This window comes from Chitinophaga sp. LS1, assembly GCF_034274695.1.
Lineage (GTDB): Bacteria > Bacteroidota > Bacteroidia > Chitinophagales > Chitinophagaceae > Chitinophaga.
In genome coordinates, this window is sequence record NZ_CP128362.1 from 1,165,613 (window position 1) to 1,187,138 (window position 21,526).

A 21,526-nucleotide genomic window follows, 5' to 3' on the forward strand; every position below is an offset into this window, starting at 1 on the left:
CAGTGTAATTTTAAAATGTAACATTCAATCCCAGCAGGAACGTACGGGTTTTAGGATAGTAACTACGGTTGTCAATGCCTGGTGTCTGTCCAGACACGTTGATTTCAGGATCTATCCCTTTGTACTTTGTAATGATGAACAGGTTATTGCCCGAAGCATACACACGCAACTGATAGTTCTTCTTTGTAGCAAATGAATACCCCAGAGTAGCATTGTCCAGTCGCAGGTAAGAACCGCTCTCTACATAACGGCTGGAAATGAAATGATCCTTATCGTCATTGATAGATTCAGATAATGTACTTACGGGTACATTGGTGGTATTGGCATAAATAGGTGCATTCATATCAGCACGGGTGGCATTCAGGATCTGGTTGCCATACACCCCGCGTACAAAGATGTTGAGGTCGAACTGGCCATAACGGAAAGTATTGTTCCAGCCATAGATTAACTTAGGTTGTGCAGAACCGGTGACACGGAAATTCGTGAATGCAGTACTATCTGTAGACACCGTACCATCAGCGGCTACGAAAGTAGACCTGCCATCTGCATCTTTACCCGCATATTGCAGGGTATAGAAAGAACCCAACGGCTTTCCTTCTTTAATGATCTGGTAGCCACTGATACCAGATTGTCCGCGTGCACTGAATGCTGCCGTGTAAAACTGCGATGCACTAAACAGGTCGTTGGAGATAGAAGTGATCTTATTCACATTGTGCGCCAGGGTGACGGATGATGTCCAGGTAAACTTACCTGTCTTTACAGGTGTTGTGCTCAGTGCCAGTTCAATACCCTTATTGCTCATGGCACCCACATTCGCGGTCATTGTGCTATAAGGATATTGTGTAGTAGATACCGTGTAATCGCCAATCAGATCAGTCGTACGCTTGTCGTACACATCCACACTACCACTCAGTTTATTGCCGAACAATACGAAATCCACACCTACGTTCATCGTAGCGGTACGCTCCCATTTCAGATCAGGATTATCATTTTGTACAGGTGTCAGGGAATTGATCCATTCGCCATTATAATAGAAGTAAGAAGAACCGCTACCATAGATCAAACGGGAAGTGTAAGCATTGAAGCCGGTAGAATTACCCACCACACCATAACCAGCACGTACCTTCAGTACATTCACAAAATTCACATCTTTCATGAAACGTTCATTGTGGATATTCCAACCCACGGATGCAGAAGGGAAATAGCCCCAACGATTATTCTTACCAAATGCAGAAGAACCATCACGACGCAGAGATCCCTGAAACAGGAATCGACCATCATAATCATAAAAGGCCCTGCCATAAAAAGAGATCAGTCTCAGGGTAGACACATAGATATCACCATAGTTGACCGTCGTACCATTACCCTGACCCAGGTTATTCCACTTCAGATCGTCAGATACAAAGTTATAACCGCTCACCTGGTAACCATCGCCATTGCGATCTTCCTGCCAGCTATAACCACCCAGCAATTTAATGCCGTGCTTACCGAATCGTCTTTCATAGGTGGCGAATGATTCCAGTACTTTCTTGGTATTGGACACATTCGTACGTTGTGCATACCCTGTATAATCCTGTGCCAGCATAGAAGAACTGTTATAATACAGATCTGTATCATTGCGCTGTTTCTGATAAGAAACGGAGGTAGTAAAATCCAGTCCTTTCAGGATATTCACAGTTGCAATACCATTTATCAACAGGATGTTTGACTTGCTGTGAATGGTATTATCATTGATCAGCGCTACCGGGTTGTAATAACCACTGGTACCAGTAGTACGTGTTCTGTCTTCATAATAGCTACCATCTGCATTCTTCACAGGTACAGTAGGCATATAAGTAAGCATATTGCTCAGCACCTGAGAAGGGATCTGTTTACCATTGGTGATACTGTTGGTCACATTCATATCCAGCTTCAGCCGATCCTTAAAAGCACGATGTTGTATATTGGTGCGGATCACCAGTCGATCCATAGCAGATCCTTTGATGATACCTTCATTGTTCAGGTAGTTCACACTCACACCATAAGAAGATTGCTGGTTGCTACCACTGAAAGCCAGATTATGGTTGTGAGAAAAACCGGTACGGGTTACTTCTTTCTGCCAGTCAGTATTACTTACGCCATCATCATTGATCGCATCAATGGTCACATTATTCGCAGCCAGGTAAGAACGCAGCTGGGAAGCGGAGGCCATTTTAATGGTATTGGAAATTCTTTCTACCGCACCATACGTACTATAAGAGAGGTGTGATTGTCCGGAACGCACCTTGCGGGTAGTGATGATGATCACACCATTTGCCGCACGGGAACCGTAGATAGAAGTAGACACCGCGTCTTTCAGCACTTCCATACTTTCAATATCACCAGGTGCTACACTATAGATAGATGCACCTGGTACACCATCGATCACATAAAAAGGTTCGTAGGCATCCGTACCAGATCTGAAAGAAGAAGGACCACGGAGGATTACAGCCGCATTTTCATTGGGGTTACCACTTCTTGAAATATTCAGACCTGCTACTTTACCTTGCAGCATCTGCACCGGATCGCTATATACACCTATATTGAAATCTTCCTTCTTCACAGTGGTTACCGCCCCTACCATTTCACTACGGCTTCTGCTACCGTAGCCAATAACGACAACGTCGCTGAGCTGACCATTGTTTTCCTGCATTTTAAATGCGAGGGATAACTGATCATTGGCCTTTACGCTATAGCGCTCGCTTACGTGTGTGGTATAACCAATGTAACTTGCTTTGATCACATACCCGGTATCAGCAGGTACTTTTGAAAAGCGGAATAATCCGATAGAATCTGTGCGTGTTACCTTAGAAAAAGAAGAAGCATTACGGGTCAGGATGACAGTAGCACCGGGCAGGGGTTCTCCCTTTTCCGTTCTGATCAAACCTTTGATATCTCCCGTTTGGGCAAAAACTTTTAAATGCAGCAATACGGCAAATAAGAGCAGCACCGCGTGTCGCGGAAACGGTCTTTTTCCTCTAAATGTCATGTTATTCTGTATTTATGTATGATCCTGTTATCGGGTGATGTTGTACCCTGTAGCTGTTTTTTCGAGTTTTAATCCATTCACCAGTGTAATGACAGAGAGCAGATCTGCTACACTGTCAGTATCGGCATAAGTACCGGAGAACTTCATATTCTTCAACTGTTGTTCGTCGAAGGTGATACTGGTATGATAATAACTTTGTAAAGTAAGGAACACATTTTTCAGTGGTTCCTGGTGAAACACTTGTCCTTTAGTCTCATTAGCGGCAATCGTTGCAGGTGTGGTTTTCAGCGAAGGCAGCTTGTTATCAGATACGATAGCTTTCTCCTGCTGCGTGTTAAATACCAATTGTTGGCCGGGATTCAGGTATACTGGTTTAAAAGTGGTGCTGGCCTTTTTCACCACTACTTTACCAGAGATCAGTTGTACGTGTACTTCGCCTTTTAAAGCAGTGATACGGAAGGATGTACCCAATGCAGTCGTGGTCAATCCGCCCGCTTCTACAGTAAATGGCCTGTCTTTGTCTTTCGCTACATCAAAGAAGGCTTTACCTTCTAATTGAATATAACGTTGCTGACGCCCGAAGTGCAAAACATGTTTCAGTTTACTACCTGAAGAGAGTACGACTGTAGTACCATCTTCCAGCTGGTAAGTCTGGTCATGCTTTTTGTCGTTACTGATCAAGGTATACCTTACGGTGGTAGTGTCTACCAGCGTAGCCTGTAAGTACCGTTGTTGCTGTGGTTTCCACAGGAGCACACTTGCGCCTATTATTCCAATGACAGCAGCTGCAGCAGCTATTCTGCGGAAGTAATAAACCTTCGGTGTACGCTTAGTGTGTTGGGTAATGTATTGCCACATAGCCGCATCTGTTTCTTCAGGTATGCGTTGCTGTGTAACGAATTCCTCCCATTCAGGTGTACTGATCAGGTCATCTGGGTGTTCAGCAAACCACGCAGCGAGCATTTCCGCTTCTTCCGGACTACAATTGTTGGTAATAAAACGTGCAACCTGTTCGCTGGTGATCTTCATTTGAACTGTTTCTAACTACTATTCGTTTGTAAATTGGGAATACCCTGGCGCTTAATAATTTGTTAACATTAGGAGGACGAGGAGGAGGGCTTTGCGCAGCACACTTAGTATCCTGGAGATATGGTATTCAACCGTTTTGGGGGAAATAGACAGTTGTTGTGCTATTTCATTATAGGTCTTTCCTTCTTCTCTGCTAAGGCGGAACACCAGTTGGCCCTGTTCCGGCATGGCACTGAGAATTTTTTCAATGGCAATGCGGGTTTCGCGTGCCTGATACTGGTTATTGACGCTATCGTCTGATTCAGTAGTTGCTACTACGCCCATGCGTTTTTTCTCAACAGCTAGTTTACGCAACTCATCGATCATGAGAGAGCGGGCAATGCGGAAAATTTGTACATCTATATTAATATCAGGATTGAGTGTATCGCGGTGGGTCCAGACCTTTACAAAGGTTTTCTGTACGACTTCCTGTGCCAGGTACGCTGATTTTGTCCTGCCCAGCAGGAGGAAATACAGCTTATCCTTATACTCTTCATAAACAGACGAGAAGGCTTTTTGATTACCCTCCTTAATGTCTGCTACGGTATAACGTTGGCACATAGTTATGGAAAGGAGTTGTTGAAAAAGCAAAAATATAAAAAGAAGTAGCGCGGGTATATTAAGGTAATATTATCAAATTCCGGAAGTTAACCATCTCCATGTATGAAGAGTGCCCGCCAGTAAGCGGGCACTACCGGGTATTTATCTTGTCAGTTTTACAGTTCCCTGTTCTCTCACCACCTTTCCATAATAATCATTCCCCACTGCCATCCAGATATAAATTCCTTCCGGCACTTTCTTTCCTTTCATATTCGTACCATCCCAGGCAACTTCACCTTTCTTCGGTTTCTGATACACCTGGTTGCCCATGCTATCTAAGATATCAAAAGAAGTGATCGTCTTGATGGTCTTTGCATATACCTGCAACAGGTCATTCTGTTTATCTCCATTTGGTGAAAACTCTTCCTGCACCATAAATGCTTTTGGATTGGCCACACTGACTCTCAATGTATCGGTGGTCACACAGCCATTCTTCTGCATCATCTTAATAAGATAAGTTTCCGGTGCTTTCAAAGTTACTTTTGGATCACTCACCTTTGTATCAGTCAATCCATTATTAGGCGACCATTCATATGCCATACCTTCCATCTTTCTTGCATTCAGCTGCACGGGCTTACCCGGCTCCGCTTTCACAGTTGGCAATGCCTTCGCGGCCATTGGTTCAGTAATTTTCACATCATGAATACTTGTGCCACCCAAAGATGGACAGCTGAGTGGCGTAGCCGTCAATACAACGGTGTATGTACCGACCTTTGCATAAGTAAAGCTCGCACTGTTATTCTCACTACTCTGCCCATCGCCACTATGCCAACTATAATCTACCGCGCCTGTGGCCTTTGTTTTGTTAGTAAAATAAACAGAAGTACCCGTACAACCGCTGGCAAAAGTAAAATCAACAACAGGCGCCAATACCTGTGTCATAGCAATCACATTCGAAGTATTGGAACATCCATTTACATCCACGGCAATTGCCTTATAATCGCCGGGAGCCGACACCTCCAAAGAGTTGCCTTTACCCGCAATAGAATCATTCCTCATCCATGTATATGCATACTTGCCAGCTGCGCTTAACGGCAATGTCTTCAGGCCACAAATAACCGTTCCCTTATCAGCGGTAATTGACGCTACAGGCAATTTATTCACCGTCAGCATTCCATTCACGTAAGTAATATCATAGTTCTCAGCACTCGCTCCTGAGGGTATCAATACATTCGTAGCATCTGCCCTCACAGTAGGATGACTACTCAAAACGCTATCCGATTCATCATACACCCATCCTTTATAAGTTACAGTAAAGGTAGGATCTGGCATACCATAACATTTTGTAAAACTTTGTGCTGTAATGGTCAATGGTGCCTTGTCAATCGTGATTTTTTCAACCGTGCTGTCGGTAGTAATATCCACTACCCCCGCTTTCATAATCTGCACCATCCATTTGTGATCTTCCAGGAACACCCTTGCCACACTGGTATCCGAAGATGTGGCCTGTAGGGTATCGGGGATATTCAGCGCAAAATCCGGGTCCCCGTATTTTTTCTGTCCATATCCATTTAAACAAATGAAACACAATGCAATGAGTAATCGATTCATATTAGAGATTGCTATACTTTGAGACAAAGATAGCACTCCGACTCATTTATCAAAAATGTCCACCCACTTCATCAGCACTCAACAACCCCGACTTGATGGCGAACACGGCCAGGCTCACAGAGTTAAGAGGGCGATGAATCGGGAGTATTCACCGCCCTGTCTTCATGGTTTAGGGAGGGAAAAGGTGTCATTTTTGGTCTCAATGGACAAAAAGCCTGCGCTGATGATGTAAAAGTAGGGTATGTGAAAGGGGTAGGAAAGCGGGGGAAATGCAAATTCAATTTCTCACATAAAAATGGGGTCACATACCACATAAATATGTCTTTTCAAACAATCTGGTTTCACCCCTGTTCTTTTGTTGTATTCACATAAAAACAATCTCAACATGAGCACAGCAAACCTAAAAGCTAGCAAATGGAGCAAGACAGCTCCACTATCCGCCCTTGATACAATTCGCATCGAATGCGGCATCGATGAAGACTTCAGAAAAAAATTCATTGCAGATCCAGCTGGTGTATTAAAATCACATGGCATTGACGTACCATCTGATGTAAAGATCAATGTAGTACAGGATACTCCAAGCTCTTACAACATCAGCATTCCTCCTTTCCGGGGTAATGATCTGTCAGAAGCATCTCTGAAATCAGCAGCAGCAAGCAGTAGCGGCACTACCTGGTGTACGACCTGTACTGCTACTACCCCTATCTGTGCAGGCTCGCTGGCATCACTGACTTGTGCATAACACTATTACAAGAAGTTATCTTTAGGAGTAACCTGATGGATCTGAAATTTCTTCATTGAAATTTTTCTCCATCAGGTTCCCTATTCAAACCCGGTAAAGTTATTTTTAAGACAATATCTACTTTCCCACTTATCCGAAAACCACAACTATGAGTGCTGTTCTTGAACAAAAGGCGGTGTACGATATCAGCCTGGCATCCCGTATCAATAGTGAACCCGTTATACCTGAATTAACTGATCCCTTCTGCCAGCAGGCAGGTGCCTTATTACAAGTACGGCTACAGTCAAAAGGAATTAATATCCAGCCCCGTGTTTTGCAAGATCTGACAGATTGGTATGGTAAGATAATTGCCCGGTTGACAAACAACCTGCTTATTCAACGCTATTCCAGTTTCTTCCTGTCTGTATATCCGTTCTGGAGACCGAAAAACACAGCTCCTGGAGATTGTGAACCCGATGCATCCAGAGAAAAACTGGATGAATATATAATATGGGAAAGTGAACAAAACTTATTTTCCGGCAATGAAAACTATCCGGAGTTAACCCGCCTGCTTACACTCGCACAACAAAACTGGCTGACAGTTATCGAAGAACTCTTCGACAGGATACAGTTGCATGGTAAAGATGGCATCCCTGCTTTACATAAATTAACAGCCATCAGTTTCGGAATTTCTGATCCGCATGATCAGGGAAGAACGGCAGCGATACTGGAATTCGGAGAGGTAAAGATGGTGTATAAGCCTCGTTCACTGGATGGTGAATATGGATGGAATTACATATTGGATTACCTGATGGAGAAGGGGCTTCATTATGATTTCTTTTTACCCGGCGTATTAAATTTCGCGGGCTATGGGTTTATGGAATTTGTAGCACCTACGACCTGTCATGATCCGAAACAGGTAGCTGACTGTTATGAAAAATACGGCGCCATACTGGCGGTAGCACATGCTTTTGGTACATATGATCTGCACCACGAGAATATCATTGTACAAGGCGATAGTCCTGTCGTGATAGATGCAGAGCCATTATTCAGGTGCCTGTTAGCCAACTCTGAAACAGGAGAGAAACGATTACAACTGGATCGCAATATATCGCTGGAAAATATAGAATCGAGTGAATCGGTGATGGATATTGGGATGTTGCCACATACTATTTTGAGTCAGTTGGATAAAGATGGGAATAAGCATGTAGAGTTTATAGCAGGTGCCCTGCATGCCTTTGGCAGTGAGCCGATGAAGGAATTTGTATTTTGTGGAAGGGGATCGGACAATCTACAATTATTGGAGAAATGGTTTACGGCAGCGACCATTCCTAACCTGCCTTCATTGAATGGAGCACCACAATTACCCAAAGAATATTTACCCGAAATAGAAAAGGGGTTCCGTAACGCACATCAGTTTCTTTTAAAACACAGACAGGAGATCTTATATAAAGATAAGATGCTGGACCAGTTGCGTCACCTGAATTTACGGCTGTTATTGCGCCCCACAGTACAATATGGCGTAGTATTTATCCGCAGCATCAGTATACAATTATTGAGATCATACGAGCTGCGCAGACAAAAGATCATCGACGATTTAAGGATCCTGGGACAGTTGAGACTCGATGCGATTGATAACATTGAATTACATGAAACTGCAGGTATTTTAAATGGAGACATCCCCCGCTTTGATGTCCTTGCAGGTGGTACAAGTGCTTATGATACCAATTTGCTCTTTTCTCCCATAGAAATGGCAAAGCAGCGTTTTGAGCGCATCAACGAAAAAGAACTGGAACTACAGGTCGTTACTATCAAAGAAAAGATCTCAGAACAGTCACTAAAGGGACAACCCGCATTTGGCATTATTGAGTCGATCGTAAATGCGACGATCTGGAAAGATGGTATTCCATCCTGGGCATATACAGCTTATGCACCAGGTTATGGCTGTACCATGGTGCATTCTGACCCGGAAGCGCTGTATGATGGCGTACTAGGCACAGCAGTGGCTATCGCAGAAGCAGGTAAACTGGCTAACAATACATCCTGGATGGAGCTTGCGCTGCAAGCGATTCGTCCGCTTTCAAATCCAATCAGTGTAAACAGAGGAGGTGGCCTGGCAAGAGGTCTTGGCGGGGTTATCTATGGCATGATCAGGATTGCAGAAGCGACCAATACACCTGAAAATATACAACTGGCAAAATCAATTGCCATCAAACACTACAAAGAGATATTTGCAAAAGAAGAGCTGGATGAAATACTACACGGTCGTGCCGGATTTTTATTAGCTATGATCGCCTTGTACAAAAGACAGCCAGATTCTTTGCTGGAAACAATCATAGAAGAAACTGCGCAAACACTCATCACCCGATCTGTCTCTCATGAAAGAGGTACCTGTTGGAAAGTATTAGATGGACACTCTCTTCCCAACATCAGTCACGGCACCTCCGGAATGGCTATGGCACTGGCTCGCTGGTATGAATTATCTGGTGACGCAAAAGCAAAAAGTGTACTGCTGGGTGCTATGGAATACGATAATTCATTCTGGGATACGACAGAAAGTGGTTGGATAGATGCACGTGTAGCTTTCTTACAGGAAGAGCAGAAAACAACCTGGACATGGTGTAACGGCCGGAGTGGTGGGTTACTTTCCAGACTGGCGGTATCACAGGCAATAGGTACGCCATTTATCGATGACTATTCCCAACATGCATTGTGTGCCTCACATACCGACATCCTGCATGAATCGGCACCTGGCTTGTGTTGTGGTACAGCCGGGGCATTAGATACTTTATTGAAGATCAATGAATATTATCCTTCCGAAAAATTGCAATCGCATATATCGCAGGCGAATCGCCTGATCACTTCACATACACCTGATAGTCATTATTCCAATTTAATGCCTGCATTATTCACAGGTAGTGCAGGGTTGGCTTTTGCCATGATGCGGGCTGCGCATCCTGACAAGGTACAGTCAATGCTATGGTTTGGATAGGGGTGATCTGGTTTTGCCATAAATGATATTTGGCTGCGCATCCAGATATGATTTGATTTGAATCGCATAATCAGCTTTTTTTATAAGGGATCGAACGTATATGATGATCTTTATCATCCATACCTTCTACATGTCTTTTTTCATGATCGGGTATGCTTTCATACGCTACTTTTAGGCGTGCTATATCTTCTTCTGCCGAACTTACATAGAGGATGAACTCACCAAGTTTAAACACAATTGATTACTAATTGATTCATTTTTTGTTTCGATTCTTCTGCTGATTTCATTTCAAAAACATGATAATCAATATCTTTTTGAATTACAGTCTATCACAGTAATATCGCAGGTTTCAAGGCTAAATGTCATAAAAAAACAGTTGTTACTAAACTCCGATCTCTGCAATAAGTAAGTGATTAAAGACCAACTAAAATTGTTTGTTTTTTGAATGAATACGTTACTGTATTAAATGAGATCAAGAAAAAAGTCCAACAAGCCCAATTAAAGACAGTTATTGCAGCCAATAAACATATGCTGTTCCTTTATTGGGAAATGGGGAATTACATTCTTAAGCACCAACATGAACAAGGTTGGGGGGCTAAAATAATTTCTCTCCTTGCAGCTGATTTGAAAAAAGCGTTTCCATCGGTCAAAGGTTTTTCTTCCAGGCACCTGTTGTATATGAAGCAATTTGCTGAGGCATATCCAATAACAATGCTGCAAACATATAACCAATTGGAGGAAGATACTTTTGCTCCTCTGCAAAGGCAAAAACGAAGTCATGGCTGAATATGCCTTAAAAGGCATTGGCCACCCCATCGGCGTAGCCGAATACCAACTCGCCAAAGCCATCCCGGAAGAACTCAAATCTCAACTACCAGACATCTCAGACTTAGAAAACGAATTAAACTAACACACTCCAAAAATAGTGCAGCAGGTTGCTGCACTATTTGGAAAATTCTGAAGGCTTATCCACTTATTTTTCAAATGCTTTGTGGACCTTTTCTACTGTCAGCGCGTCATCCAGCGTGAAATCGGCTTGCTGGTGAATGTCCAGTGAAGAGCTACCCACCTTCACTGTATATTTTCCCGATTCCGCAACCCAGGCTTGCTGTGCTTCTATAAAGGAAGCCAGGTCTCTTGCCTGTAATTGTAATATCACGACTTCACTTTCACCGGGTTTCAGGACTTTCGTCTTGGCAAAAGCCTTCAGTTCTTCGTTCGGTTTGTCAATACTGTTATGAGGTGCGGACAGGTAGAGCTGCACGACTTCCTTGCCTGCTACCTTGCCAGTGTTCTTCACTGTCACGGTAACGGTCAGTTTATCTTTATCCACTTTCAGATCGCTATAAGCAAAAGTCGTATAAGAGCCTCCATAGCCAAATGGATAAGACACCTTGATATTCTTAGTATTAAAATAACGGTAACCCACATAGATACCTTCTTCGTAAGTTACGTCAGTAGGATTGTCAGCAGGAGTACCGAGCCAGTTCTTTGCAGAAGGCGTCTCATCATACTTCACAGGGAACGTCATGGTCAGTCGGCCACTTGGGTTTACCATTCCGCTGAAGATGTCTGCTACAGAGTTACCCCCTTCCTGACCTGGTTGCCAGCTCAGTAAAATAGCATCTGGTTTATCTTTCCAGCTCGCAGTTTCAATTACACCGCCGATGTTCAGGATCACTACTACTTTCTTTCCTTTTGCATGGAAGGCAGTGGTCACATTTTCGATCAGCGCTACTTCATCTGCAGCCAGGTTGAAGTCCTCATCTACTTTTCTGTCGCCACCTTCGCCGGAGTTACGGCCAATGGTGATGATAGCCAGAGCATCGGTAGTTGCTTTCTTATCAATGAGGGCTTTCTCCACATTCATCTCTTTCATACGTTGTGGCAGTGCCAGCAAACCATCTTTTACCTTGCGGAGAGAATCCTGGTAGTTCGCATTCTTTACAAAAGGAACATACAGTTGCTTCAGCTCCTGGTCCACTTTATAACCGGCATTGCTAAGTCCTTCTATCAGTGATACGGTGTACGCTTCATTCACATCACCACTACCGGTACCACCTGCTATGAAGTTGTAAGAAGTAACCCCAAATGCAGCAATCTCTTTTGTCTTATTGGTATAAGGTAGCAACTGCTTGTCATTCTTTAACAGGATCATACCTTCTGCTGCAGCCTGACGGGTGATGGCTGCGTGTGCTTTCAGAGCAGGTTTATTGCTGTAGGCATATTTCGCCATAGCCGGGGAGCGGAGTACAAAAGTGAGGATCCTTCTCAGGTCGGTATCTACTACTTGTTTCGTGAGACTACCACTCTTCATCGCATCGAGGATCGCTTGTTTTTGTGCTGGCAAACCCGGCATCAGCAGGTCATTGCCGGCAGAGAGCTGTTGTACTACATTGCTGGTGCCAGCTTTGAGTGCGCTAAAACCTGCATAACCACCAAACCAGTCAGTCATCACAAGCCCTTTAAAGCCCCATTCATCGCGTAGGATGTCGGTCAACAGATCTTTTCTTGCAGAGGTATAAGTACCATTGATCAGGTTGTAAGAAGACATCACTGTCCAGGGTTGAGATTCCTTCACAGCGATTTCAAAACCTCTCAGGTAGATTTCGCGCATGGTTCTTTCATCGATGTGTTCATTGATAGAAAGGCGATTCGTCTCCTGGTTGTTTGCCGCATAGTGTTTAATAGAAGTACCCACACCATTGGATTGCACCCCATTCACAATAGCAGCCGCCATCTTACCTGCAATCAAAGGATCTTCAGAATAATATTCGAAGTTGCGTCCACACAGCGGGTTACGCATAATGTTCAAAGCAGGTGCCAGTAATGCATCTACCCCATATTCCTTCACTTCCTGTCCCATTGCTCTGCCTACTTCCTCCAACAAAGGTGTGTTCCAGGTAGCAGCCAGTGCAGTACCTACCGGGAATGCAGTACAATAGAAAGTAGCTTTTGTATTCTCCCGGATAGGCTTGATACGCAGACCAGCAGGACCATCGGCTACAATCACCCCAGGAATACCCAGTCTTGGAATGGCGTAAGTACCACCAGCAGCACCAGGCACCTTTCCTTCAATCGCACCTGCTACAGGAGTGAGGCCATCGAATCCCGGCATACCCGTGCCTATTAACATACTTGCTTTTTCGTCATCCGTCATCTTGCTGATCAGATCATCTATCCTGTCATTGATCGACAACCGTTCATCTTCATACCTGTCCAGCTTTCCATTGCCATTTAAATCCCTGAAGGTATACCCGTCAATTGTAATGACTGGTGGGGCAGGTTTCCAGCTAATAGCCAGCAATGCCACGGCACCAGTCAGTAAGATTTTTTTCATATATCAATGATTTAATTGTTTTCAATAATTTTCACATCCCATGGCGCTAAGGTCAGGGTGCTTTTTTGATTCACTGCTTTTCCTGACAACAGTTCTTTGCCTGTTTCAAAAGGATAAGTCAATGTTTGTGGTGTGTCTGAATAATTAAACAAATAATGGATGATGCGGCCGGCTGGGTTCTTACCTGTTTTTGTAATGAGTGGGAAATGTAATTGATGTATGATTCCGGCATCCTGTGCACAATTCTCCATAATCTTTTCACAGAGTGCATTTCCTGGCATAAATGCGATATAAGTTGCCGTACCTTTACCATATTGGTTACGTGTCACAGCGGCATATTGCCCCCATTGTGCATGGTCGTAATACGCGAGTACTTTGGCAGTAGTAGGTGTCACTAACTCCATCCAGTATTTGATCTCATTGTCTTTTGCACCAAATGGGTCACCCTTCAAACCCACATGTTCAGGTACTACAAACTGGCTGTAGTAATTACCAGTTACCGCATTGATGCCACCCGGTTGTGGTGTATAACGCACCTGTACATTCTCATTGGAGAAACCGCTTTTGAAAGTATAGACGATGTGACCACCATTCCCAACATATTTATTGAGTCGCTGTAAAAGGCTATCAGAAGCTGCGTACAAAGCTGGCACCACAATCATTTTATACTGATCAAGGTTATTGCTGGAAGGGTCGATGAAATCAACACCAATATTCATACGATAGAGTGCATCATAAAATGGTCGCATGATATCATTGTATTTTTCGGGTGCCCCCCAACCAAAGCTGAAGGCATTAAAAGCGGTATTAGCTTCATTACTGAAAAATATGGCCACTTCATTCTTTTTGCTAAGATGCAGCAGGTCTTTACTCAGTCTATCAAAATCAGCCCCGATCGTGATGGCTTCATTATAAGTAGGATTAGGTGCAAAGTCGTGACTCAACAATCCTTTCCAGTAGGTCTCCGCACTATTATGAATAGAAGCCCAGTGCCAGTAACTCACCATATCCGCGCCACTGGCAAGATGACTAAAAGCCTGTAATCTTAACTGACCTGGATAAGGTGTCCAGTTGGCAAAACCCTGTGCTTCTGTTTCTATCACGAGATAATTCTGCCCACCTTTCATAGACCGGGCCAGATCACCGCCTAAAGAAATCTCTGCACCGGTCAACTGGTTCTGACTGGGATGATATATATCAATACCAGCAACGTCCAGTGCTTTGGCTGCGGCAAAGTGATCTACCTCGTCCTGAATACCATAAGAATAACCTTTCCAGCTCAGGTCAAAGTTCTGTGTGATAAACTGCTCCGGACGTTTGTATTCCCTCACGATCTTTGCCTGCCATGCCAGAAATTCCGTGACCAGTTGTCGCTGAAATTTCGCGAACTCTGCTTTCACACTGGCATTTACAGAACCGTTCACAGAAGGAAAATCATCCCATGTGCTGATACGGTTACTCCAATAGTTCAATCCAAATGCATTGTTCACACTATCCAAAGTGATGAACTTCTTTTGCAGATATTCCACAAAGGCCTTTTGCACATCAGGTCCTGCGGTATTGTAAGCTTTTGTTTCATTATCGACCTGGTAGCCAATGATGGCAGGATGATCTTTCACATGCTCCATGATCTTCCTGATAATGCGCTCAGCATAATACCGGTAATGTGGATTGGTAATATCCATATTCTGCCTTGGACCGAATTGATTCTGACCATAAGGAGTCGTGGCCAGTACATCGGGATACTTCTTTGCCAGCCATGCAGGTACGGCATAGGTAGGTGTGCCCACAATCACACTGATACCGGCTTTGTGCATAGCATTCAGTACCCTGTCGATATGTGTGAAGTTGTACACACTATCAGACGGTTCTTCAGTGGCCCAGGTCGATTCTGCTATACGCACCACGTTGATATGCGCGGCTTTCATCATAGCAATATCCTTATCCAGGCGGTCGTAAGGCATATATTCATCATAATACGCTACGCCGTAGAGCAAATGATCCTTCACCTGTGCAAAAGAAGTGAGGGCAGAAATGCAACAAGCAGTTAACAATAGTTTTTTCATAACATCAGAATTTAAAATTGAGTGACGCTTCCAGCGTGAATGGGCGGATATAAGAACCCGTCATCAATGAATTGTAGCACCGAGGCGCACACTTTGTCGCCAGGTGCGGTTAGGCAATTCTGACCAGTAAAAATAGACAACGGGCAGGTTATTTTCCTGGATGGTAATTCCAACTACGGTAGCTGGCAACCCGGTATTCACATCACGGGGACCAGTATTGTTGGCAGCGTTCAACATGACGTTCCTATCTCCTTCAGTTTTGTTCATTGCAGTTTTTGCGGCAGGTATGGAATCTTTCTTTTCATTGTCCTGGGCTTCTACCTGAGGGGTAAAAGTGGAAATCATCACTGAATTTGGATATTTCATAACGGAATAGATTGATTTTCAAATAAAGTGGGCATTGTTAACATATAGTGCAGCGTTACGCTTCACACAGAAGCAATAATAAGGCATTTTAGGAAAACCACAAATTCTTCTTAATATTTGAGACTGATCTTCGTCAGTGTGGTTGGTAGCAGGCGCTGATCTTCGTCAGGAACTGCGTTGATCGGAAAAAGTAACTTTGCAAGCCCGTCATGCCAACGGGATACACACATATGGACACAGAACTATTATCGCCTGCAGGCTCGTTCGAGGCTATGCAGGCTGCTATTAATGCCGGTGCAGACGCCATTTATTTTGGAGTAGAACAACTCAACATGCGCAGCCGTTCCTCCGGCGGATTTACCATCAGTGATATTGCAGAAGTAAGTGAACGTTGCCATGCAGCAGGGGTAAAATGTTATCTCACGCTGAACACGGTGATGTATGAATATGACATGCAATTGTTACAGGCGGTATTGAAAGCGGTGAAAGAAAACAATGTGGATGCGGTGATAGCGTCTGACTTTGCTGTGATACAGTCATGCGCCGTGATGGGTATTCCTTTACACATTTCCACACAGGCGAATGTGAGTAACCTGGAATCCGTGCAGTTCTTCGCACGCTTTGCGGATACGATTGTATTAGCGCGTGAATTAACGCTGAAGCAAATTGCTTTTATCTGCAACGAGATCAAACGCAAACAGATCAAGGGGCCTAACGGCGAACTGGTTAAGATTGAGATCTTTGTACATGGTGCGCTGTGTATGGCGGTTTCAGGGAAATGCTATCTGAGTTTGCACAGCAAAAATGCTTCTGCAAATCGTGGTGCCTGTTTACAAAACTGCCGCCGCAAGTATAAAGTGTCAGATGCAGAAACAGGAGAATCATTGGAGATAGATAATGAATACATCATGTCTCCACAGGATCTCTGTACCATCAATATCCTGGATGAAGTATTACAATCCGGCGTAACAGTACTAAAAATAGAAGGTCGTAGCAAAGGGGCGGATTATGTACATACCGTCACCACCTGTTATCGTGAAGCGATTACTGCTATACAACAAGGTACTTACAATGCAGCAAAGATCGAAGACTGGATGACACGCTTATCCACCGTCTATAACCGTGGGTTCTGGGAAGGATACTACCTGGGCAGAGAAATGGGGCAGTGGACAAACAAGCCGGATTCCATTGCAACAGAGAAAAAGATCTATGCAGGTAAAGGCGTACGTTTCTATCCGCAGATCAAAGTAGGGGAGTTCTTTATAGAGAAAGGCACCATACAGCAGGGCGATGAATTGTTATTAACAGGTAATGCCTTTGGGATGGAGAAGATCAGTTTTGATACAGTGCTGGTGAATGGAGAGAAAAAGGACAAGGCGGTAAAAGGTGATAGCATAACGTTTCCGTTTCCTCATAAGGTGACAGCAACAGATAAATTATATAAACTGATAAATGCCTAAGATTATACATTATAGAGATAAATGTATTGGTTGCGGTATTTGTTTTGAGATGCAACCGGAATTGTGGAGGATGAGCCGTAAAGATGGCAAGGCAGTGTTATTGGGAGCGGAGGAGAAGCGGGAGACGGATGTGTTGTTGGTAAATAATTTGCTATTGCAGGAGGCGAAGGGAGTGGCAGCAGCTTGTCCGGTGAAGATAATAAAGACAGTAAGTTAAAGAGAGTGCTAATGCACATTCTTTAACTTACTATAAAAATCGTTCATCATCAATCCTATATCCAGCGAAGTATACACCCTGATCTTCCTGCCAGCCGGATTATATTTATACCCCCCTTTATCATTGATAATGGGAGCATGTCTGATCGCATAATTGATGGAGGATGGATCTGGCTGAAAAGAAGGAAGGCAATATATTTCGGATTGTACAAGGTCATCTTAGTTTTGAATGCTTCAATAGCATTCTCAAATTCCTCTTTTTTCAACTCATCTGCACGGTTGGTGGCTCTTGCTACAGCAGTAGTAAGGCCATAACCAAAACTAACAATCGTTTTGTCGTTTATTGGTGCTATTTCATGTGGTGTAAAACCTGCCTGATGCAACACTTTCCAAAAACGATTACTTCGGCCGGAGAAGTGATTCCTTCCTCAGCAGATTTTAAACCTGGATTGATCCCGCAAAAAATCACAGTTAGTTTTTCGGCAATAAGATCAGGTAACATGAGTGGTGTTTAATTTGAGTAGTTTTCATTTGGATTCAGTCATTTGAACTTAGCCATCTGCAATCATGTGAATTCAAATGACAGAATTCAATCATGCGAAATTCAGAACAAAAGTAAATTTATTAAAAATGAGATCATTCATATTTTTTTTAGTATCCAGCCTTTACACCATGTCTCTTTTATCTTTAAAAAGTGGCCCTCTTTTGTCTTTAAAAATCAGCCTTCTTGTATCAGGGAATAATCCTGTCTTTTCTCAACTGATCAAACAATTCAAAGAATGAATCCCTCGTGCTCTTATATGCTGTAAATCCTAACTTTCTACTCTTAGACATATCTGTCATCACCTCAATCGGCCTTCCCAAATCCAGATCCGTATGCCATGCAGAAGCGACCTTCCCCATTTCAGTTTGCGTTAACCCATGCTCCTTAGCAATATTTTCCCATATGCCTTCATATGCTTTCAATCTTTCTTCCAGCGGATGAATTTCGCCATCAAATCCTACTGCCTCAACACCAAAATACTTTGCTATTTCACCCCACATCCAGCTCCATCTAAACACATCTCCATTCGTCACATTAAACGCCTCATTTTCTGCCTCCGGTGTCGTACCTGCCCAGAGAATCTGCTCTGCGAGAATACGGGCATCTGTCATATCAGAAATTCCATTCCATTGGGCAGCAGAACCTGGCCATATAAACGGTAATCCTTCCTGCTTACAGATACTGGCATACACAGCCAGCGTACTTCCCATATTCATGGCATTGCCCACAGCTTTACCAATAATCGTATGCGGGCGGTGAATGCTCCAATTAAATCCATCTCTTGCTGCGGCAGCATACACTTCATCTTCCTGGCTGTAATAAAAGTTGTCCAGCGGCAATCTTGGGTGTTCCTCATTGACCGGTGTCAATGGCAAAACGCCCGCTTTTACATAAGCATCAAAAGGCCCCAGATAATGTTTTAAACCAGTCACCAACCCTACATGACGCACAGATTTACGTGGCGATAACACCTGTAATAAGTTACGCACCAGTGCGCTATTCACCCGTATATTTTCAGCTTCTGTATCATTACGCATCCAGGTAGTGAAAAACACATGACTGGGGGTTACATCCTTCAGTGCGGCCTCCAATGAAGTTATATCCAGCAGATCCGCCGCAACAGGTATCAATCCTTTTACATCAGCTTTGGGTGATCTGGAAAGCCCATAAGTGGTCCATCCTTTTTCAATCAGCAATGCAGATAGATTCCCTCCTGCAATACCACTGGCGCCTACTACAAGTGCTATTTTATCCTGACTCATATCAATTGGTTTTATTGCAAAATTATCCTGTCCTGAGAAGACGAGGGTTGATCTGTGTCAAGAAAAATGTGGGTGCTCTGTGAAGGTGTTTTATGCAAAAATATCCAGCGATGAATAGATAGTATCAGGCAGTGCCATCGGCTTGCGTTATGGAGTCTTATTCCTTTTGATCCTGCTAATAGTTTCAGGCGCAAGCCCCAGATAGGAGGCAATCAATGTCTGAGGAATTCTTTTTATAATTTCAGGATGATGCTGTAAAAGATGTTGATATTTTTCCTCCGCAGTATGCGTAATTGAGCTCATAAGCCGGCGCTCTTTAGTAACAATACTATTCTGATATAAGATACGAAAATACCGTTCCATCACAGGTACCTTCACCAGCATAGCTTCATAATTTGGCAATGTAATTTGCAACACGTCTGTGTCTTCAATGGCTTCAATATTTAATTGTGCAGGCGTAGCAGACAGGAAACTATGGAAATCAGATACCCACCAACCTTCCCAGCCAACCAGGTTAATATGATCTTCTCCTTTATCATCCACATTATAAGACTTGATCAGCCCCTTGGCAATAAAACTCAATTGTTTGCAGGTTTCTCCTTCCTGCAACAAAAATTGCTTACGCTTGAATTTTCTGGCAGTAAAGAATGTTTTTATAATTTCTTTTTCCGGGTCGGAGAGGACGATCTTAGCCGCAATATGGAAAAATAGTGTGTTAAACATTCGCTGGTGTTTTATGGAGGTCTAATACAAACTTACGAAGCAGATTGCAAATCCTGAAGAATGATAAGGGTTAAGCAAAAGCTCCCGGAGTACAGGATAAATAGGGTATTGAGACAGCGGTTGTAAAGGTGATGGGGGTAAATGATAGCGGATTAAGGGTGCATCCTTATGGAGTAATGGGTTTGTTGAGCATTACATCCAATTGCATAAAAAAAGTCCCGGCATAGCCGGGACCGTTATTTGTAGCGAGGAGAGGATTCGAACCTCTGACCTTCGGGTTATGAGCCCGACGAGCTACCTCTGCTCTACCTCACAATGAGTTGCAAATGTATGTAAACAAATATCATCTACCTAATCTATTTTCAAAATTCAGGCGATAAGATCTTCGGATGCTTATAAAAAATGGGGTAAAAGTCACTTCTTCTATCACCGCGTCACCAAATCCGTATTAGATTTTCACTATTATTAATTAAATATCGAACTGCTATTCTAAACTCTCCTACCTAACAATAAATACGAATTCCGTCTTTCACTTTGATTAATACCCGCTGTTTGCCAGATCAAATACCATTTATTACTACAGGAAATGAATACCCGTTGCTTTTTCTGCGAAATTCCAAAGTTTTATAGCTGCAGGTTTATTCATTGCATTCTCTTGTATGGTGGCTTGAATTGGGTAGCCTCGTAATCCACCTTCTTCCGGCTCATACATATTTCCATTTACAACATCATTAGAAACTGCTGCATAAAGCAATGATAAAGCTCCTTGCCATGGTTCCATAAATGCGCCAAGTCGCTCTTTACCAATAGCAATTTCTTCTTCACTCAAATGCCTGGTCAATGCGGTATTATTTGCACCGGGTTGTGCAGCAATTGATAAAACCTTCTGGCCTTTTACTTTTATTCTGCGACTCAATTCAACTGAAAAAATCAAATTAGCCAATTTACTTTGTCGATATTCCCTTATTGCATTATACTCCTTTTCTAACCTTAAATTATCAAAATCAATTTCTGCACCTTGATAGCCGTTACTGCTGACTGTAACTATCCGGGAATCCGGTGTTGCTAAGAGCGATGCATATAAAAGTCCGGTAAGTGCAAAATGCCCCAGAAAGTTTACGCCAAATTGCAATTCGTATCCCTGCTCTGTTTTTGAGGCAGGAGGCATAGCAACCCCTGCATTATTGATTAGCAAGTGTAAATGCGGATGTTTCTGAATAAACCACTCAACGAATTCATTTATCTGCGTTAGGTTTTCCAAATTAAGTTGGGCAGCTTCTAATATTCCGTTCCCCCTATATTCCTTTATTTTTGCGATTGCCTGATGCGCCTTATTCAGATCTCTACAGGCCAGAATTACATGTGCCCCCTTTTCATATAAAGCAAGTGCTGTTTCAAAACCGATACCAGTATTAGCTCCTGTGACAATCGCTGTTTTACCGGTCAAATCAGGAATATTATTTTTCGTCCACATACATACATCATTTTACAAATTTATATGAATGCTTACGCCTTCAAAAGCAAGGATAAATTTATCCTCCTTTTACAATATAAGTAATGCTAATCATCTTTGACATTTAAAATCCTGGTAAACCCTTACCATATTAAGG

17 protein-coding genes and 1 tRNA gene are annotated in these 21,526 nt (G+C 43.2%); 6 read left to right on the forward strand and 12 right to left on the reverse strand.

Features of this window, described 5'->3' with window-relative positions:
* Window positions 1-10: 10 nt before the first annotated feature.
* The 4 genes from QQL36_RS04875 to QQL36_RS04890 form a co-directional block, all read right to left on the reverse strand.
* The gene (locus QQL36_RS04875) at window positions 11-3,007 is read right to left on the reverse strand and encodes a SusC/RagA family TonB-linked outer membrane protein (protein ID WP_321569154.1); all 2,997 of its coding nucleotides are present in this window, start codon (window positions 3,005-3,007) and stop codon (window positions 11-13) included.
* Between the two features lie 27 nt (window positions 3,008-3,034).
* Window positions 3,035-4,036, reverse strand: coding sequence for a FecR family protein (locus QQL36_RS04880; protein ID WP_321569155.1), 1,002 nt, complete (start codon window positions 4,034-4,036; stop codon window positions 3,035-3,037).
* Between the two features lie 51 nt (window positions 4,037-4,087).
* The gene (locus QQL36_RS04885) at window positions 4,088-4,636 is read right to left on the reverse strand and encodes a sigma-70 family RNA polymerase sigma factor (RefSeq protein WP_083722569.1); all 549 of its coding nucleotides are present in this window, start codon (window positions 4,634-4,636) and stop codon (window positions 4,088-4,090) included.
* A gap of 141 nt (window positions 4,637-4,777) precedes the next feature.
* Window positions 4,778-6,226, reverse strand: a complete 1,449-nt coding sequence (locus QQL36_RS04890) for an MBG domain-containing protein (protein ID WP_321569156.1) — start codon at window positions 6,224-6,226, stop codon at window positions 4,778-4,780.
* A gap of 385 nt (window positions 6,227-6,611) precedes the next feature.
* On the opposite strand from QQL36_RS04890, the gene QQL36_RS04895 reads away from it, so the two are divergent.
* The 4 genes from QQL36_RS04895 to QQL36_RS04910 all read left to right on the forward strand — a co-directional run bounded on the left by QQL36_RS04895 (window position 6,612) and on the right by QQL36_RS04910 (window position 10,849).
* A complete protein-coding gene (locus tag QQL36_RS04895) occupies window positions 6,612-6,968 on the forward strand; it encodes a hypothetical protein (RefSeq protein ID WP_083722567.1) in 357 nt (118 codons plus the stop codon).
* Window positions 6,969-7,116: 148 nt separating this feature from the next.
* On the forward strand, window positions 7,117-9,939 hold the full coding sequence (locus QQL36_RS04900; RefSeq protein WP_321569157.1) for a DUF4135 domain-containing protein: 2,823 nt from the start codon (window positions 7,117-7,119) through the stop codon (window positions 9,937-9,939).
* 441 nt (window positions 9,940-10,380) lie between these two features.
* Window positions 10,381-10,725, forward strand: a complete 345-nt coding sequence (locus QQL36_RS04905) for a DUF1016 N-terminal domain-containing protein (protein ID WP_321569158.1) — start codon at window positions 10,381-10,383, stop codon at window positions 10,723-10,725.
* A complete protein-coding gene (locus QQL36_RS04910) occupies window positions 10,718-10,849 on the forward strand; it encodes a PDDEXK nuclease domain-containing protein (RefSeq protein WP_143708823.1) in 132 nt (43 codons plus the stop codon). The genes QQL36_RS04905 and QQL36_RS04910 overlap by 8 nt, the downstream gene beginning before the upstream one ends.
* Before the next feature lie 63 nt (window positions 10,850-10,912).
* Here QQL36_RS04910 and QQL36_RS04915 read toward each other — a convergent pair whose 3' ends face one another.
* The 3 genes from QQL36_RS04915 to QQL36_RS04925 all read right to left on the reverse strand — a co-directional run bounded on the left by QQL36_RS04915 (window position 10,913) and on the right by QQL36_RS04925 (window position 15,711).
* Window positions 10,913-13,279, reverse strand: coding sequence for a glycoside hydrolase family 3 N-terminal domain-containing protein (locus QQL36_RS04915; RefSeq protein WP_321569159.1), 2,367 nt, complete (start codon window positions 13,277-13,279; stop codon window positions 10,913-10,915).
* Window positions 13,280-13,290: 11 nt separating this feature from the next.
* Entirely contained in the window at window positions 13,291-15,345 is a 2,055-nt protein-coding gene (locus QQL36_RS04920; protein ID WP_321569160.1) for a beta-galactosidase, read from the reverse strand.
* Window positions 15,346-15,408: 63 nt separating this feature from the next.
* Window positions 15,409-15,711, reverse strand: a complete 303-nt coding sequence (locus QQL36_RS04925) for a hypothetical protein (RefSeq protein WP_321569161.1) — start codon at window positions 15,709-15,711, stop codon at window positions 15,409-15,411.
* A 230-nt stretch (window positions 15,712-15,941) separates the two neighbouring features.
* Here QQL36_RS04925 and QQL36_RS04930 point away from each other — a divergent pair, with 230 nt between their 5' ends.
* Together QQL36_RS04930 and QQL36_RS04935 are read left to right on the forward strand one after the other, a co-directional pair.
* On the forward strand, window positions 15,942-17,171 hold the full coding sequence (locus QQL36_RS04930) for a peptidase U32 family protein (protein ID WP_083722561.1): 1,230 nt from the start codon (window positions 15,942-15,944) through the stop codon (window positions 17,169-17,171).
* Window positions 17,164-17,388 (forward strand): ferredoxin, encoded by a 225-nt coding sequence (locus QQL36_RS04935; protein WP_083722560.1) that lies wholly within the window; start codon window positions 17,164-17,166, stop codon window positions 17,386-17,388. The genes QQL36_RS04930 and QQL36_RS04935 overlap by 8 nt, the downstream gene beginning before the upstream one ends.
* Before the next feature lie 55 nt (window positions 17,389-17,443).
* On the opposite strand, the gene QQL36_RS04940 is transcribed toward QQL36_RS04935, so the two are convergent.
* The 5 genes from QQL36_RS04940 to QQL36_RS04960 form a co-directional block, all read right to left on the reverse strand.
* Window positions 17,444-17,773 carry a hypothetical protein gene (locus tag QQL36_RS04940; protein ID WP_321569162.1) on the reverse strand — a complete coding sequence of 110 codons (330 nt, stop codon included), beginning with the start codon at window positions 17,771-17,773 and terminating at the stop codon, window positions 17,444-17,446.
* Between the two features lie 346 nt (window positions 17,774-18,119).
* Window positions 18,120-19,193 (reverse strand): SDR family oxidoreductase, encoded by a 1,074-nt coding sequence (locus QQL36_RS04945; protein ID WP_321569163.1) that lies wholly within the window; start codon window positions 19,191-19,193, stop codon window positions 18,120-18,122.
* Between the two features lie 147 nt (window positions 19,194-19,340).
* Window positions 19,341-19,916 carry a Crp/Fnr family transcriptional regulator gene (locus QQL36_RS04950; RefSeq protein WP_321569164.1) on the reverse strand — a complete coding sequence of 192 codons (576 nt, stop codon included), beginning with the start codon at window positions 19,914-19,916 and terminating at the stop codon, window positions 19,341-19,343.
* Between the two features lie 243 nt (window positions 19,917-20,159).
* Window positions 20,160-20,231 (reverse strand) — tRNA-Met (locus QQL36_RS04955).
* 262 nt (window positions 20,232-20,493) lie between these two features.
* Window positions 20,494-21,390 (reverse strand): oxidoreductase, encoded by an 897-nt coding sequence (locus QQL36_RS04960; protein ID WP_321569165.1) that lies wholly within the window; start codon window positions 21,388-21,390, stop codon window positions 20,494-20,496.
* Window positions 21,391-21,526: the final 136 nt, after the last annotated feature.